The organism is Amycolatopsis sp. NPDC104587, assembly GCF_055583645.1.
On record NZ_JBVJNO010000007.1, the window covers coordinates 267,031 to 281,785 of the forward strand.

At 71.7% G+C, this 14,755-nt stretch carries 13 protein-coding genes and 2 pseudogenes; 14 read left to right on the forward strand and 1 reads right to left on the reverse strand.

Features of this window, described 5'->3' with window-relative positions:
- The first annotated feature begins 71 nt into the window (after positions 1 to 71).
- The 11 genes from ACZ61C_RS23230 to ACZ61C_RS23280 all read left to right on the forward strand — a co-directional run bounded on the left by ACZ61C_RS23230 (position 72) and on the right by ACZ61C_RS23280 (position 9,168).
- Complete coding sequence (locus tag ACZ61C_RS23230; RefSeq protein WP_465309888.1) at positions 72 to 1,340, forward strand: NAD(P)/FAD-dependent oxidoreductase; 1,269 nt, start codon at positions 72 to 74, stop codon at positions 1,338 to 1,340.
- The gene (locus ACZ61C_RS23235) at positions 1,334 to 2,068 is read left to right on the forward strand and encodes a DUF1365 domain-containing protein (RefSeq protein ID WP_465309889.1); all 735 of its coding nucleotides are present in this window, start codon (positions 1,334 to 1,336) and stop codon (positions 2,066 to 2,068) included. The genes ACZ61C_RS23230 and ACZ61C_RS23235 overlap by 7 nt, the downstream gene beginning before the upstream one ends.
- Positions 2,061 to 2,666, forward strand: coding sequence for an ECF RNA polymerase sigma factor SigK (gene sigK / locus ACZ61C_RS23240; RefSeq protein WP_465309890.1), 606 nt, complete (start codon positions 2,061 to 2,063; stop codon positions 2,664 to 2,666). Before ACZ61C_RS23235 ends, sigK begins: the two co-directional genes overlap by 8 nt.
- Positions 2,663 to 3,430 carry an anti-sigma factor gene (locus ACZ61C_RS23245; RefSeq protein ID WP_465309891.1) on the forward strand — a complete coding sequence of 256 codons (768 nt, stop codon included), beginning with the start codon at positions 2,663 to 2,665 and terminating at the stop codon, positions 3,428 to 3,430. The genes sigK and ACZ61C_RS23245 overlap by 4 nt, the downstream gene beginning before the upstream one ends.
- A 242-nt stretch (positions 3,431 to 3,672) precedes the next feature.
- Complete coding sequence (ftsZ, locus tag ACZ61C_RS23250; protein WP_465309892.1) at positions 3,673 to 4,968, forward strand: cell division protein FtsZ; 1,296 nt, start codon at positions 3,673 to 3,675, stop codon at positions 4,966 to 4,968.
- 72 nt (positions 4,969 to 5,040) lie between these two features.
- Positions 5,041 to 5,745, forward strand: coding sequence for a peptidoglycan editing factor PgeF (gene pgeF / locus ACZ61C_RS23255; RefSeq protein ID WP_465309893.1), 705 nt, complete (start codon positions 5,041 to 5,043; stop codon positions 5,743 to 5,745).
- Complete coding sequence (locus tag ACZ61C_RS23260; protein WP_465309894.1) at positions 5,742 to 6,470, forward strand: YggS family pyridoxal phosphate-dependent enzyme; 729 nt, start codon at positions 5,742 to 5,744, stop codon at positions 6,468 to 6,470. Before pgeF ends, ACZ61C_RS23260 begins: the two co-directional genes overlap by 4 nt.
- Positions 6,471 to 6,568: 98 nt before the next feature.
- Positions 6,569 to 7,165, forward strand: a complete 597-nt coding sequence (locus ACZ61C_RS23265; protein ID WP_465309895.1) for a cell division protein SepF — start codon at positions 6,569 to 6,571, stop codon at positions 7,163 to 7,165.
- Positions 7,166 to 7,280: 115 nt separating this feature from the next.
- On the forward strand, positions 7,281 to 7,556 hold the full coding sequence (locus ACZ61C_RS23270; RefSeq protein WP_072477845.1) for a YggT family protein: 276 nt from the start codon (positions 7,281 to 7,283) through the stop codon (positions 7,554 to 7,556).
- Positions 7,557 to 7,609: 53 nt separating this feature from the next.
- Positions 7,610 to 8,455 carry a DivIVA-like cell division protein Wag31 gene (gene wag31, locus ACZ61C_RS23275; RefSeq protein ID WP_465309896.1) on the forward strand — a complete coding sequence of 282 codons (846 nt, stop codon included), beginning with the start codon at positions 7,610 to 7,612 and terminating at the stop codon, positions 8,453 to 8,455.
- Positions 8,456 to 8,577: 122 nt separating this feature from the next.
- The gene (locus tag ACZ61C_RS23280; RefSeq protein WP_465309897.1) at positions 8,578 to 9,168 is read left to right on the forward strand and encodes a hypothetical protein; all 591 of its coding nucleotides are present in this window, start codon (positions 8,578 to 8,580) and stop codon (positions 9,166 to 9,168) included.
- Here the strand turns inward: ACZ61C_RS23280 and ACZ61C_RS23285 are convergent.
- A pseudogene (locus tag ACZ61C_RS23285) lies at positions 9,165 to 9,940 on the reverse strand (ArsR/SmtB family transcription factor). The gene ACZ61C_RS23280 and the pseudogene ACZ61C_RS23285 overlap by 4 nt on opposite strands.
- 91 nt (positions 9,941 to 10,031) lie before the next feature.
- On the opposite strand from ACZ61C_RS23285, the pseudogene ACZ61C_RS23290 reads away from it, so the two are divergent.
- The 3 genes and pseudogenes from ACZ61C_RS23290 to ileS form a co-directional block, all read left to right on the forward strand.
- Positions 10,032 to 10,313 (forward strand): annotated as a pseudogene (locus tag ACZ61C_RS23290) (MFS transporter); the annotation flags it as partial.
- 94 nt (positions 10,314 to 10,407) lie between these two features.
- Positions 10,408 to 11,250 carry an MFS transporter gene (locus ACZ61C_RS23295; protein ID WP_465309898.1) on the forward strand — a complete coding sequence of 281 codons (843 nt, stop codon included), beginning with the start codon at positions 10,408 to 10,410 and terminating at the stop codon, positions 11,248 to 11,250.
- A gap of 240 nt (positions 11,251 to 11,490) precedes the next feature.
- On the forward strand, positions 11,491 to 14,649 hold the full coding sequence (gene ileS / locus ACZ61C_RS23300; protein ID WP_465309899.1) for an isoleucine--tRNA ligase: 3,159 nt from the start codon (positions 11,491 to 11,493) through the stop codon (positions 14,647 to 14,649).
- The last annotated feature ends 106 nt before the right edge of the window (positions 14,650 to 14,755 follow it).

Below are 14,755 nucleotides of genomic sequence, written 5' to 3' on the forward strand. Positions count from 1 at the left end.
GCTCCGCTCTGCGACGTGGATTGGTCTCCGTGACAGCCAATCCAAGCGTGGCCCGGCGGCGAAGTACCGGTGTGGAGATCACGGGAGAACGCATCGCCGTCATCGGCAGCGGGGTGGCCGGGCTGACGGCGGCATACCTGCTGCAACGCAAGCACGAGGTCCTGCTCTTCGAGTCCGACGACCGGCTCGGCGGGCACGCGCACACCCACGACGTCCCCAGCGCCCACGGCGGCACCATCGGCGTGGACTCGGGCTTCATCGTCCACAACGAGCGCACGTACCCGACGCTGCTGAAGCTGTTCGCCGAGCTCGGGGTGCGCACCCGCGACACCGAGATGTCGATGAGCATCCGCTGCGACGGCTGCGGCCTGCAGTACGCCGGCGCGAAGGGGCTGCCCGGGCTGTTCGCCCAGCGCGGCAACCTCGTCCGCCCGCGCTACGTGCGCATGCTCGCCGAGGTGAAGCGGTTCCACCGGCACGCGAAGCGGCTGCTGGACGCGAAGGACGCCGGGGATGTGACGCTCGGCGCGTTCCTGGCCATCGGCGGCTACTCCCGCTACTTCGTCGACCACTTCATGCTTCCGGTGGTCTCGACGGTCTGGTCCGCCGACCGCAGCGACACGCTCCGGTACCCGGCGCGCTACCTGTTCGAGTTCCTCCGCAACCACGGCATGCTGAGCGTCAAGGACTCGCCGTCGTGGCGGACCGTCGTCGGCGGGTCCCGCGAATACGTCGAACGCGCGGCGAAGCAGCTCACCGCCGTGCACCTGTCCACACCGGTTCGCTCGGTGCTGCGGACCGCCCGCGGTGTGGAAATCCGTGACGACGCCGACACCCCGCACCGCGTCGACCGGGTCGTCATCGCCACGCACGCCGACCAGGCGCTCTGCCTGCTCGCCAACCCGACCGAGGCCGAACGCGAGGTGCTCGGCGCGTTCCGCTACTCCGAGAACGAAGCCTGGCTGCACACCGACACCAGCGTGCTGCCGTCGCTGGCCGACGCCCGCGCGGGCTGGAACTACCGGGCCCCGGTCTGCGGCGCGCCGACCGGCGCGGTCCAGGTCAGCTACGACATGAACCGCCTGATGCGCCTCGACGAGCCGACCGGCTACGTCGTCACGCTCAACCCCGGCGAGGGCACCGGCAAGGAAGCCCTCGTCGCCAAGATGCACTACGAGCACCCGGTCTACACCCCGGAATCCGTTGCGGCGCAACGACGGCTGCCCGAGCTCAACGACGGTGTGCTCGCCTACGCCGGCGCGTACCACGGCTGGGGCTTCCACGAGGACGGCTGCTCTTCGGGGGCCCGCGCCGCCGAAAGCCTGGGAGTCGCTTGGTGACGAACGCGCTCTACGACGCCACGGTCGCGCACGTGCGGCGGATCGACCCGCCGCACTCCTTCGCGCACCGCGTGTACCTGTGGCTGGTGGACCTGGACGCGCCGCCGCGGCTGCCGTGGTGGCTGCGGCCGTTCGCCCGGTTCGACCACCGCGACCACTTCGTCGCGAGCGACCCGCGCGGGATCCGGGAGAAGCTGGACGCGTGGCTCGCCGAGCGCGACGTCGACCTGCGCGGCGGCAAGGTCGTCATGCTGGCCGCCGCGCGGGTGCTCGGGTACGTGTTCAACCCGATCAGCGTCTACTGGTGCCACGATCCGGCCGGGCGGCTCGTCTGCGTCGTCGCCGAGGTGCACAACACCTACGGCGGCCGGCACGCCTACCTGCTGAACCCCGACGAGGCCGGCCGGGCCCGCGCGGCCAAGGAGTTCTACGTCTCGCCGTTCCAGGAGATGGACGGCGAGTACCGGATGCGCCTGCCGCACCCGGAAGCGTTGCTCGACCTCACGGTGGCGTTGCGCCGTGGGAGCTCGACGCCGCTGGTCGCTACGCTGCGGGGAGTTCGCCGCCCGGTGAACCCGCGGTGGCTGGTCCGGCTCGTGCTGGCCCGGCCGCTGCTCCCGCAGCGGGTGTCCGCGCTGATCCGCCGCCACGGCGTCGCCTTGTGGCTGCGGAAGGCGCCGGTCATCGCGCGCACCCCGCAGAACGCCGGAGGACAGCTGCATGGATGAGGCGGCCAGCGCACGCCACATGGCTCCGGTCCCGGTCGAGGCCCCCGCCGGCCCGACGGCCGAAGAGCTGATGGTCCGCGTCGCCAAGGGCGACGAGCGGGCCTTCGAGCTGCTCTACGACCACCTGGCCGGGCCGATCTACGGGCTCGTGCGGCGGATCGTGCGCGACGCGGCCCAGTCCGAAGAGGTCGCCCAGGAGGTGCTCGTCGAGCTCTGGCGCACCGCGACGCGGTACGCGCCGGACAAGGGCTCCGCGCTGAACTGGGCGATGACCCTGGCGCACCGCCGGGCCGTCGACCGCGTCCGCTCGGCGCGCGCCAGCACCGAGCGGGAGCAGAAGGCGACCTTCGAAGCCGCCCGCGGCCGGCCGTTCGACGAGGTCGCCGAGTCCGTCACCGCGCGGCTCGAACGCTCCCAGGTGCGCCGGTGCCTGTCCTTCCTGACCGATCTGCAGCGCGAGTCCGTGCTGCTCGCCTACTACCAGGGCTATACGTATCGCGAGGTGGCCGAAGTGCTGTCGACGCCGCAAGGAACCATCAAGACGCGGCTGCGGGACGGGCTGATCCGGCTCAGAGACTGTTTGGGGGTGACCGCGTGAGCACACCGGAGATGCACACGCTGGCGGGCGCGTTCGCGCTCGACGCCGTGTCCGACCTCGAGCGGGCGGAGTTCAGCCGCCACCTCGAGCAGTGCGACTCGTGCGCCCAAGAGGTCGCCGAGCTGCGCGCGACCGCGGCCCGGCTGGGCGCGGCGATGGCCGAAGAGCCGCCGCCGGAGTTCAAGGACCGGGTCCTGGCCGCCATGCACGCCACCCGCCAGCTACCGCCGCGGACGCGCCCGGGCGCGTCCGAGCGGCACCGCCGGTCGGCGCGGGCCCCGCGCTGGGCGGTCGTCGTGGCGGCCGCGGCCGCCGTCGTCGGGCTCGCCGCGGGCGGGGTGTTCGGCGGGATCGCGCTGACCCAGCAGGAGCAGCTCACCACCGCACAAACCCGGCTCGACCAGGCGCAGCAGCGGTACGAGCCGGTGGCGGCCCTGCTCGCCGCGCCGGACGCGAAGACCGCGCACGGCGAGGCGCCCACCGGCGGCGGGGTCACGGTCATCGCGTCGAAGTCGCTGAACCGCGTCATGGTGATGGACGCCGGCCTGCCGGCTCAGCCGGGCGGGAAGGTCTACGAGGCCTGGCTGATCACCGGCACGGCCGCGCCGCGCTCGGCCGGGGTGCTCGCCGCCGACGGCGGTGGCCTGGTCGTGGCCGACGGCGCCGGGGCGGTGGACCACCTCGCGGTGAGCCTCGAGCAGGCGGGCGGATCGCCCAGCGGGGCGCCGACGGACGTGCTCATGAGCATGCCCGCGCCGGCCTGATCCGGAGCCATAGCAGACCGGGCCGGGGCGGTGCTCGCGGCTCCCCGCTCTTGCGCGCTCGAACGTGTTGTGGCAAAACACCTTTGCGACACACGGCGTGCCTACTGGATTAGAGCCTGCCTGGTGCCTACCGTCCTGCCTAACGTCGGCGGTTGACATAACTCTCGATCTGGGGTTTAGGTTGAGAGTTGATCATCCGCAGGCGGGCTGTACGGGCACAACGATCAGGAAGGCGGACTTCGATGACGCCCCCGCACAACTACCTTGCGGTGATCAAGGTGGTCGGCATCGGCGGTGGCGGCGTGAACGCCGTGAACCGCATGATCGAGGTCGGCCTCAAGGGTGTCGAGTTCATCGCGGTGAACACCGACGCGCAAGCACTGCTCATGTCCGACGCCGATGTCAAGCTGGACATCGGCCGCGAGCTGACCCGTGGCCTCGGCGCGGGCGCCGCCCCCGAGGTCGGCCAGAAGGCCGCCGAGGACCACCGGGAAGAGATCGAAGAGGTCATCAAGGGCGCCGACATGGTGTTCGTGACGGCCGGTGAAGGCGGCGGCACGGGCACCGGCGGCGCGCCGGTCGTGGCGCAGATCGCCCGCAAGCTGGGCGCGCTGACCATCGGCGTGGTGACCCGCCCGTTCACCTTCGAGGGCAAGCGCCGCGGCAAGCAGGCCGAGGACGGCATCCAGTCGCTGCGCAACGAGTGCGACACGCTGATCGTGATCCCGAACGACCGCCTGCTGCAGCTCGGCGACATCGGCGTCTCGCTGATGGACGCGTTCCGCTCCGCGGACGAGGTGCTGCTGTCCGGTGTCCAGGGCATCACCGACCTGATCACCACCCCGGGCCTGATCAACCTCGACTTCGCCGACGTCAAGAGCGTCATGTCCGGCGCGGGCTCCGCGCTGATGGGCATCGGCTCGGCGCGCGGGGAGGGCCGGGCCATCCAGGCGGCGGAGAAGGCGATCAACTCGCCGCTGCTGGAGGCGTCGATGGACGGGGCGCACGGCGCGCTGCTGTCCATCGCGGGCGGGTCGGACCTGGGCCTGTTCGAGATCAACGAGGCCGCGTCGCTGGTGCAGGAGTCCGCGCACCCGGACGCCAACATCATCTTCGGCACGATCATCGACGACTCGCTCGGCGACGAGGTCCGCGTCACGGTGATCGCGGCCGGCTTCGACGCCGGCGCGCCGACGCACAAGAAGCTCGACCCGTCGACGTTCGGCTCGGGCTCGCGCTCGACCACCGCGTCGGCTTCGGCCGGCCAGGTCTCGAACCCGCCGACCCCGCCGTCGGGGGCCACCCCGGTGCCGTCGGCGTCGGGTTCGGGCTACCCGGTCGCGCCGCCGCGCTCACACACGCCGCTGCCGTCGGCGGGCGGCCAGAACACCGGCGGGCTCCCGCAGCCCGGCGGCTCGCGCGGCTACTCGCCGATGGGGTCCAACGCGACCCAGGGCAGCCTGCCCGGGCGCGCGATGCCGGTGCACGACGACCCGTCGGACGACGAAGTCGACGTGCCGCCGTTCATGCGTCGCTAGTTCGACCGCTGTTCGTGAAGGCCACCTCGAGGACCTCGGGGTGGCCTTCACCGCGTTTGGGAGGATGAAGGCATGCGAGTGCGGCGAGTGGTCACGACCAGAGCGGGCGGCGCGTCGCGGCCGCCGTACGACACCTTCAACCTGGGGGACCACGTCGGCGACGACGAGGGCAACGTCTTCGCCAACCGCAAGCGCCTGGCGAGCGAGCTGGGCCTGGCCGAGGACAAGCTGGCTTGGATGGAGCAGGTCCACGGCCGCACGGCGACCACTGTGGACGGCTCCGAGACGAAGGCCGCCGAGGCGACCGACGCGCTGGTGACCGCGACGCCCGGCGTCGCGCTCGTGGTGCTCGTCGCCGACTGCGTCCCCATCCTGCTGGCCGACGCCGAGGCCGGCGTCGTCTCGGCGGTGCACGCCGGGCGGGTCGGCACGCGGGTCGGCGTCGTCCCGGCCGCGGTCGCCGCCATGCGGGAAGCGGGCGCCGAGCCGCAGCGGATCGAAGCCCTGCTCGGCCCGGCCATCTGCGGCGACTGTTACGAGGTGCCGGCCGAAATGGCCGCCGACGTCGAGAAGCACGTCCCGGGCAGCGCCTGCAAGACCCGCAAGGGAACCCCCGGCCTCGACCTGCGCGCCGGGCTCTGGCGGCAGCTCGCCGACCTCGGCGTCGGCAAGATCGGCGTCGACCCGCGGTGCACGAACGAGGACAAGACGCTCTTCAGCTACCGCCGCGACGGCACGACCGGCCGGATCGCCGGCATCACCTGGGTCGAGGCATGACCGACCGGAAGGCCGAGCTGGCCGCGAACCTGGCCGAGGTCGAGGCGCGCATCACCGCCGCGTGCCGCGCCGCCGGCCGGGCCCGCGACGAGGTCAGGCTCGTCGCGATCACCAAGACGTTCCCCGCCGCCGACGCCGCGCTGCTCGCCGACCTCGGTGTGACCGACGTCGGCGAGAACCGCGACCAGGAAGCCGGCCCGAAGGCGGCCGAAGTCGCCGAGCTGCGCCCCGGCGCGGACCTGCGCTGGCACATGGTCGGGCGGCTGCAGCGGAACAAGGCGCGGTCCGTGGTCGAGTGGGCGCGGGAGGTGCAGTCGCTGGATTCGGCGCGGCTCGCCGACGCGCTCGCGAAGGCGGTGCGTGCGGCCCGGGACGCCCAGATACGTGACGAACCCCTCGACGTGCTGATCCAGGCGAGCCTCGACGACGACCCGGAACGCGGCGGCTGCCCGCTCGACGAGCTCGGCGCGCTGGCCGAGCGTGTCACTCACACGGGTGAACTGCGGCTCCGTGGCCTGATGGCCGTCGCGCCGCTCGGCGCGGACCCGGCGGCGGCCTTCGACCGGCTCGCCCGGGCGGGGGAGGCCCTCCGCAAAGATCACCCGAATGCCGCAGAAGTCTCCGCCGGGATGAGCCATGATCTCGAGCAGGCGATCACGCACGGCTCCACGTGTGTGCGTGTCGGAACCGCGTTGCTCGGTGGACGCGGTTTAGCCTCGCCGTAGGGAGCCCGCGCGGTCGTCACGTTTAGTGGTCGGCGGCACGGGGCACAGACGGCGTGAGAAACCGTTTCGTGCGGGAGCGGCTAGGGCTAGGGAGAGGCATGAGCGCGCTGCAGAAGCTGAAGGCCTACTTCGGGATGGTGCCCGCGGACGACGACGGCTACGACGTCGAAGACGACTACCGGCGCGGCTACGACGACGACTACGACTCCTACGAGGAGCCGGCCCCGCGTCCGTCGCGTTCACGGTACCGCGACGTCGACGACACGTACGACGAGCCCGTCAGCCGCAGCCGTTCACGCTCCGTGGTCGGGTCCGAGCCCGCCGTCCACGGCGCGCTCGCGGTCGACCGGCAGCCGGAACCGGTGGCGCGCCTGCGTCCGGTCACCGAGCCGGCCCGGCCGCCGATGCGCGACCCGCTCAGCCGGATCACCACGCTGCACCCGACCAGCTACGTGGAGGCACGGGCGATCGGCGAGCACTACCGCGAAGGCATCCCGGTGATCATCAACCTCACCGAGATGGAGAACGCCGACGCCAAGCGGCTCGTCGACTTCGCCGCCGGGCTGGCGTTCGCGCTGCGCGGGTCGATGGACAAGGTCACCAACAAGGTGTTCCTTCTCTCACCGCCCGATGTGGACGTCACGGCGGAAGACCGCCGACGGATTGCCGAGGGCGGATTATTCTTGCGGGGCTGAAGTCGCGCGGACCGCTGAGCGCAAGCAGACGTGATTTTGTCGACCCGATGCCGCGTCGACCCCCTCAACTGCGTCTTCTGCGGAGACGCCCGGTTAGAGTAGGTATGTGGAAGCTGTGTGGCTGGTCGTCTGGTACGTGCTGTTCGCCTTCTGGCTGCTGCTGACGGCGCGGATCGTGATCGAACTCGTCCGGACTTTTGCGCGTGAGTGGCATCCGGCCGGAGGGGTTGCGGTGACGCTCGAGACCATCTACACAGTGACGGACCCGCCGGTTCGCCTGTTCAGGCGAATCATTCCGATGGTTCGGATCGGCGGCGTGGGACTGGACTTGTCGATTATGGTTCTGCTGCTGGTTGTGTTCTTCGCGATGCAGCTGGCGACTCCAAGTTGATCGGGGAAGAACTTGGAGGGACCTGCAGGCCATGGAGTGCGTGAGGTGATCTGATGTCGTTGACCCCCGCTGACGTGCACAACGTCGCGTTCAGCAAGCCGCCCATCGGCAAGAGGGGCTACAACGAGGACGAGGTGGACGCGTTCCTCGACCTGGTGGAGACCGAGCTGGCCCGCTTGATCGAGGACAACAACGAGCTGCGCCAGCAGATGGAGCAGCTCGACGCCGAGCTCGAGTCGACTCGTGGCGAGCTCGACAGTGCCAAGTCCGCGCCCCCGATGCGCGAAGAGCCGTCCCGGCGCCTCGCGCCGGTGCCGCCGCCGCAGTCCGCCATGGAGCAGACCCAGGCGCACTCGATGGTCGGCGACAGCACGGAGCCGAACGTGCAGGCGGCCAAGGTCCTCGGGCTCGCTCAGGAGATGGCCGACCGGCTGACCGCCGAGGCGAAGACCGAGTCCGACGGGATGCTGGCCGAGGCCCGCACCAAGTCCGAGCAGCTGCTCTCGGACGCCCGGGCGAAGTCCGACTCGATGGTCAACGAGGCCCGTACCCGCGTCGACACGATGCTGAACGACGCGCGGACCCGGGCGGAGACCTTGGAGCGCCAGGCGCGCGACAAGGCGACCACGCTGGAGCGCGAGTCCCAGCGCAAGTACACCGAGACGATGAACAGCCTCAACGCCGAGAAGGGCGGGCTGGGCAAGAAGATCGAAGAGCTGCGCACCATCGAGCGGGAGTACCGCACGAGGCTGCGCGGGTTCCTCGAGTCCCAGCTGCGCGAGCTCGACGACCGCGGCTCCGCGGCCCCGGCGTCGGCGTCCTCGAACTCCGGCCAGTCGTCCGGTTCGTCCGGCGGCGGCCAGGGTTACTCGTTCGGCCCGCGGGCCGAAGCGGGCTGATTTTCCACCGGGCTCACCCCGCCGGCACGCGCCGGCGGGGTGAGCCATGGTTCGAAGTCGATCCGGCACCGCACGTGGGCGGGTCAGCCGACGATCTTGGCGCGTTCGTGCTGTAATTCAGCGTGCTTTACATCGTGCTGGTCCTGGTACTGGCGGCTCTGGGGTTGCTCGTCACCGCGCTCATCACCGCTTCTTCGCTGTGGGCGTGGGTTTCGATCGGCCTGTCGGTGCTGGCCGGGCTGATCCTGGTCGCCGACTGGCTCCGGCGTCGCCGCCGGTCCGCGGCGCCGGCGGCCGAACCGGCCGAATCCGTCGAACCCGAACCCGAACCTGAACCCGAGCCGGCGCCCGCCGCCGAACCGGAGAAGGCGCCCGAGGCGGAGCAGACCGTCCTCATCCCGGCAGCCGGTGAGCTGGGCGATCCGGCAGACACCTCCGAAGCCGACGTCGCGGCGGAACCCGCCGCGCCGGAGAAGGCCGACAACGGCGACCCCGGCGAGGAAGAGACTTCCGCGGCGGACATCGCGGTGCTGGCCGATCTCGAGGACGAAGTCGTGGTCGTCGACGAGCACCCGCGGTACCACCTCACCACGTGCGTCTGGCTCGGCAGCCGCGAACGCATCCCGATCGGCGTCGGCGAAGCCCGTCAGCTCGGTTTCACGCCCTGTGACCGCTGCAGCCCGGATTCGACGCTCGTCGCCGCGCACCGCTAGGCGACGTTCGCCACCCCGAGCCGGGCCCGCAGCTCCCGCGCGCCTTCCGGCGTCAACCGCAGGGCCCGGTGCGCCTGACCGCGCCGCCGCACCCAGCCCGCGTCGGTGAACCGGGTCGCGACAGCGCTGCTCGCTCCAGTCCAAGCAGAACTTCAGCAGCGGACGGCGGCCGGCCGCCGCCGCGGCGGGATCCACGCCGAGCGCGCCGAACACCTCGGTCGCCCGCGGACCCAGCGTGTACGGGTGTTCGCGCAGGGGAGCCGAAATCCGGTCATCCGGTCGCCGTCGCGTGTCGGCCGCCCCGGCCAGCGCACCCAGATCGAGCAACGCCGTCGTGACGGCGACCCCGAGCCGGCCGGCGAGGTGGTCGTAGCACGTCCTCGCGGTGCGCAACGCCTCCGCGCGGGTGCCTTCGCGCAAGGATGTCACCGGTTGGGCGGGGGAGAACCGCGCCAGCGTCTCCAGCAGCTCGGCGGTGTCCGGGCCGGCCAGCCGGTAGAAGCGGTGCCGTCCCGACTTCTCGGCGACGACCAGCCCCGCCGCCCGCAGTTTGGCCAGGTGCGCGCTGACGCCCTGGGCGGAGAGCCGGGCCTCGGCGGCCAGCACGGACGCCGCCAGCGCGCGGCCGTCCCCGAGCGCGAGCAGCACGCGGACCCGCGCGGGGTCCGCGAACACCGGTCTTTCGGGGGTTCCGGGTGGCGGCGCCCCCGGCCCGGGGCGAAGCCCCGGTTGTCACAGCGGCGGTGCGGGCGATGTCGGCGTCGCCTTCCATGCCTCCAGGATGCCCCCGGCACACTTCCACCGCGACGGAAGGTTTCCCGCGGTCCACTGGGGACATGCTCCTGCTCACCCTGTGCGCCGGGATGTTCCTGGTGCAGCTGGACGTCACCGTCGACGGCTACGCGGTCGTCCTGGCCGCGTTCCTGCTCACCGGCGGCGCGCTCGGTGACCGCTTCGGACATCGCCGGGTCGTCGTCGCGGGCTTAACGCTCTTCGGCGCGGCATCGGCCGCGTGCGGGCTCGCCGGGTCGGTGCCGTGGCTCGTCGCCGCGCGGGCCGGCCAGGGCCTGGGTGCCGCGTTGCTGCTGCCGGGCACCCTCGCGGTGATCACTACCGCCTACCCGGGACGGGCCGAGCGCGCCCGGGCTCTCGGGATCTGGGCCGGGGTGTCGGCGCTGGCGCCGGCGGCGGGACCGGTCCTCGGGCGGCGCGATCGTCGCCGCGGCGGGCTGGCGGCCGGTGTTCTGGCTCAACGTCCCGATCGTGCTGGCGGCCGCCGTCGCGACCCGGCGGCTGTTGCCCTGCGGCGAGCGCGGGCCGGGCCGGATCGACGTCACCGGCATCGCGACGGCCGCGCTCGCGCTCGGCGCCGGGGTCTACGCGGTCATCGGCGGGAGCGTCGTCGCCGGGGTGTCGGCGGTGGTTCTGCTGGGCGCGTTCGTCCTCGTCGAACGCCGCTCGGCGCACCCGATGCTGCCGCTCGACGTCGCCCGGCGGACGGCGGGCGCGAACTTCGTCGCGGCGGTGATGAACTTCGTCGGCATCGGCACGATCCTCGTGCTGACGTTGTACCTGCAAGGCGTGCGCCACGCTTCGCCGCTGACCGCGGGCCTCGAGGTGGTGCCGCTGTTCCTGCCGCTCTCGGTGCTCGCGCCGGTGGCGGGCCGGCTGACCGGCCGCTTCGGGCCGCGGCCGGTCATGGTCACCGGGCTGGCGCTCGGGGCACTCGGGATGCTGAACCTGGTGCTGCTGAAGGAAAACAGCGGTTACCCGGCTCTGCTGCCGACGTTGCTCGGGCTCGGCGCGGGGATGGGCCTGCTGACGACGGCGGTGGTGGTGACGGCCGCGGTCGCCGGCATCCCGCCGGAGCGGGCGGGCGTCGCGGGCGGGATCAACAACACGGCCCGGCAGGCCGGCGGCGCGCTCGGGGCGGCGGTGCTCGGCGCCGTGGCGGGCGGCGGGTTCGCCGGCGGCCTCCACGTGGCGGGCCTGCTCTCGGCGACGTTGTGGCCGGCGGCGATCTGCGTGACGCTGGCCTGGGTACGAGCCCCTCGTGACAACCCGGTTGCGCGCGCCGGTTAACCTGGTGTCAGCAAGGCGTCGATCCGGCCATCACCGGGGAGCCTCCGGAAGAACCGAGCGTCACGCTCTCAGTAGAACCGGACGGGTGCGGCCCGTGACAGCCGCCGAACGAGCGGCCCGGCAGCTTCACCGCCGGGCAAGCGGGGTGGTACCGCGGTGCGCCGCCAGGCGTTTCGTCCCCGTGTGGGTGACCGGGAGCCGGTCGTCCGTACGAGAGCGACGAACCGAGGAGCACCCCGGATGTACCCCCAGGCCAAGCTCGACGACAGAGCGGGCGTGCCGTCGCAGCCGTCCTTCCCCGAGCTGGAGAAGCAGGTCCTCGCCTACTGGGAGACGGACCGGACGTTCCAGGCGAGCATCGACGCGCGTCCCGCCGGCGAAAACGGCGACAACGAGTACGTCTTCTACGACGGCCCGCCGTTCGCCAACGGCCTGCCGCACTACGGCCACCTGCTCACCGGGTACGTCAAGGACCTGGTGCCGCGCTACCAGACGATGAAGGGCCGCAAGGTCGAGCGCCGCTTCGGCTGGGACACCCACGGCCTGCCCGCCGAGCTCGAGGCGATGCGGCAGCTCGGCATCACCGAGACGTCCGAGATCGAAGAGATGGGCATCGCGAAGTTCAACGAGGCTTCGCGCGAGTCCGTGCTGCGCTACACCGACGAGTGGCGTGAGTACGTCACTCGCCAGGCGCGCTGGGTCGACTTCGACAACGACTACAAGACGCTCGACGTCACCTACATGGAGTCGGTGCTGTGGGCGTTCAAACGCCTGTGGGACAAGGGACTCGTCTACGAGGGTTACCGCGTCCTGCCGTACTGCTGGCGCGACGCGACGCCGCTGTCCAACCACGAGCTGGGCATGGACGCCGACGTCTACCGCAACCGGCAGGACCCGGCCGTCACCGTCGGTTTCCGCTTGCAGGACAACGACAACGAGCTCGACGGCACCTACCTGCTGATCTGGACGACGACGCCGTGGACGCTGCCGTCGAACCTCGCCACGGCCGTGCACCCCGAGGTGGACTACGTCGTCGTCGAGAGCGACGGCAAGCGGTTCCTGCTCGCCGAAGCGCGGGTTGCCGCGTACGCCCGTGAACTCGGCGAGGAGCCGGCGGTCGTCGCGCGCTACACCGGCGCGCAGCTGCTCGGGAACCGTTACGCACCCCCGTTCCCGTACTTCACCGGGACCGAGAACGCGCACCGCGTGCTGGCCGCCGACTACGTCACCACCGAAGACGGCACCGGCGTCGTGCACATCGCGCCCGCCTACGGTGAAGAGGACAAGGTCGTCACCGACGCCGCCGGGATCGTCCCGGTCACGCCGGTCGACGCGCACGGCAAGTTCGACGCGACCGTGCCCGACTACGAGGGCCAGCAGGTCTTCGACGCCAACCCGAACATCGTCCGGGACCTCAAGAACGGCACGGGTTCGGCCGGGCAGCAGGGTTCCGTGCTGCTGCGGCACGAGACCTACGACCACTCCTACCCGCACTGCTGGCGCTGCCGGAACCCGCTGATCTACCGCGCGGTCTCGTCGTGGTTCGTCGCGGTGACGCAGTTCAAGGACCGGATGGTCGAGCTCAACCAGCAGATCACCTGGTACCCGGAGAACGTCAAGGACGGCCAGTTCGGCAAGTGGCTGGAGAACGCGCGCGACTGGTCGGTCTCGCGCAACCGGTACTGGGGCACGCCGATCCCGGTGTGGCAGTCCGACGACCCGGAGCACCCGCGCACCGACGTCTACGGCTCGCTCGACGAGCTGGAGGCCGACTTCGGCGTCCGGCTGGACAACCTGCACCGGCCCTACATCGACGAGCTGACCCGGCCGAACCCGGACGACCCGACCGGGAAGTCGACCATGCGCCGCGTCCCGGACGTCCTCGACGTCTGGTTCGACTCGGGCTCGATGCCCTACGCCCAGGTGCACTACCCGTTCGAGAACGCCGAGTGGTTCGAGCACCACTACCCGAGCGACTTCATCGTCGAGTACATCGGGCAGACCCGCGGCTGGTTCTACCTGCTGCACGTGCTCGCGACGGCGCTGTTCGACCGGCCCGCGTTCCGCACCTGCGTCTCGCACGGCATCGTGCTGGGCTCCGACGGCGCCAAGATGTCCAAGTCGCTGCGCAACTACCCGGACGTCAACGAGGTCTTCGAGCGCGACGGCTCCGACGCCATGCGCTGGTACCTGATGGCGAGCCCGATCCTGCGCGGCGGCAACCTGGTCGTCACCGACAAGGGCATCCGCGACGCCGTCCGCCAGGCCGTGCTGCCGCTGTGGAACTCGTACTACTTCCTCGCGCTGTACGCGAACGCCGAAGGCGTGGAAGGCAAGTGGCGCACGGACTCGGCGAACGTGCTCGACCGGTACGTGCTCGCGAAGACGCACGAACTGGTCACCGACGTCGAGTACGCGATGGACCACTACGACGTCGCGGGCGCGTGCCAGACCGTCCGGGACTTCCTGGAGACGCTGACGAACTGGTACGTGCGGCGCTCGCGGGACCGCTTCTGGGCGGGTGACCAGGACGCGATCGACACGCTCCACACAGTCCTCGAGGTGACGTCGCGGGTCACGGCGCCGCTGCTGCCGCTGACCACCGAGGTCGTCTGGCGCGGCCTCACCGGCGGCCGCTCGGTGCACCTGGCCGACTGGCCGAACGCGCTCGACCTGCCCGCGGACGCGGCGCTGGTGACGGCGATGGACCGGGTGCGGCAGGTGGCGTCCTCGGCGCTGTCGCTGCGGAAGGCGAACAAGCTGCGCGTGCGGCTCCCGCTGTCTTCGCTGGTCGTGGCGGCCGAGGACGCCGAGACGCTCGGCGCGTTCGCCGACATCCTGCGGGACGAGGTGAACGTCAAGGCGGTCGAGCTGACCACCGACGTCGCCGCGCACGGCGGGTTCGAGGTCGCGGTGAACGCGCGTGCCGCCGGGCCGCGCCTGGGCAAGGACGTCCAGACCGTGATCAAGGCCGTCAAGGCGGGCGACTGGACGTTCGTCGGCGGCAAGGTCGTCGCGGCCGGGATCGAGCTGCTCGACAGCGAGTACGAGCGCCGGCTGGTCGCCAAGGGCGGCGGCGCGGCGGCCGAGCTGCCCGGCGGGTCCGGGCTGGTCCTCGTCGACACCGAGGTCACGCCGGAGCTGGCGGCCGAAGGCCTGGTCCGCGACCTGGTCCGGGTCGTGCAGCAGGCGCGTCGCGACGCCGGTCTCGACGTCGCCGACCGGATCGCGTTGACAGTCGACGCGCCCGCCGAGGTCGTCGAGGCGGCGCAGGCGCAAGAGAAGTTCCTGGCGTCGGAGACGCTGGCTACGTCGGTGACCTACGGCCCGGTGGCCGAGGGCTTCGCCGGCACGGTCGGCGACGGGACGAAGGTGACGGTTTCGGTGGCGAAAGCCTGACGGGCCGGGGGGGGGGGGGGGGGGGGGGGGGGGGGGGGGGGGGGGGGGTGGGGGGGGTGGTGGGGGGGGGGGGGGGGGGGGGGGGGGGGGGGGGGGGGGGGGGGTA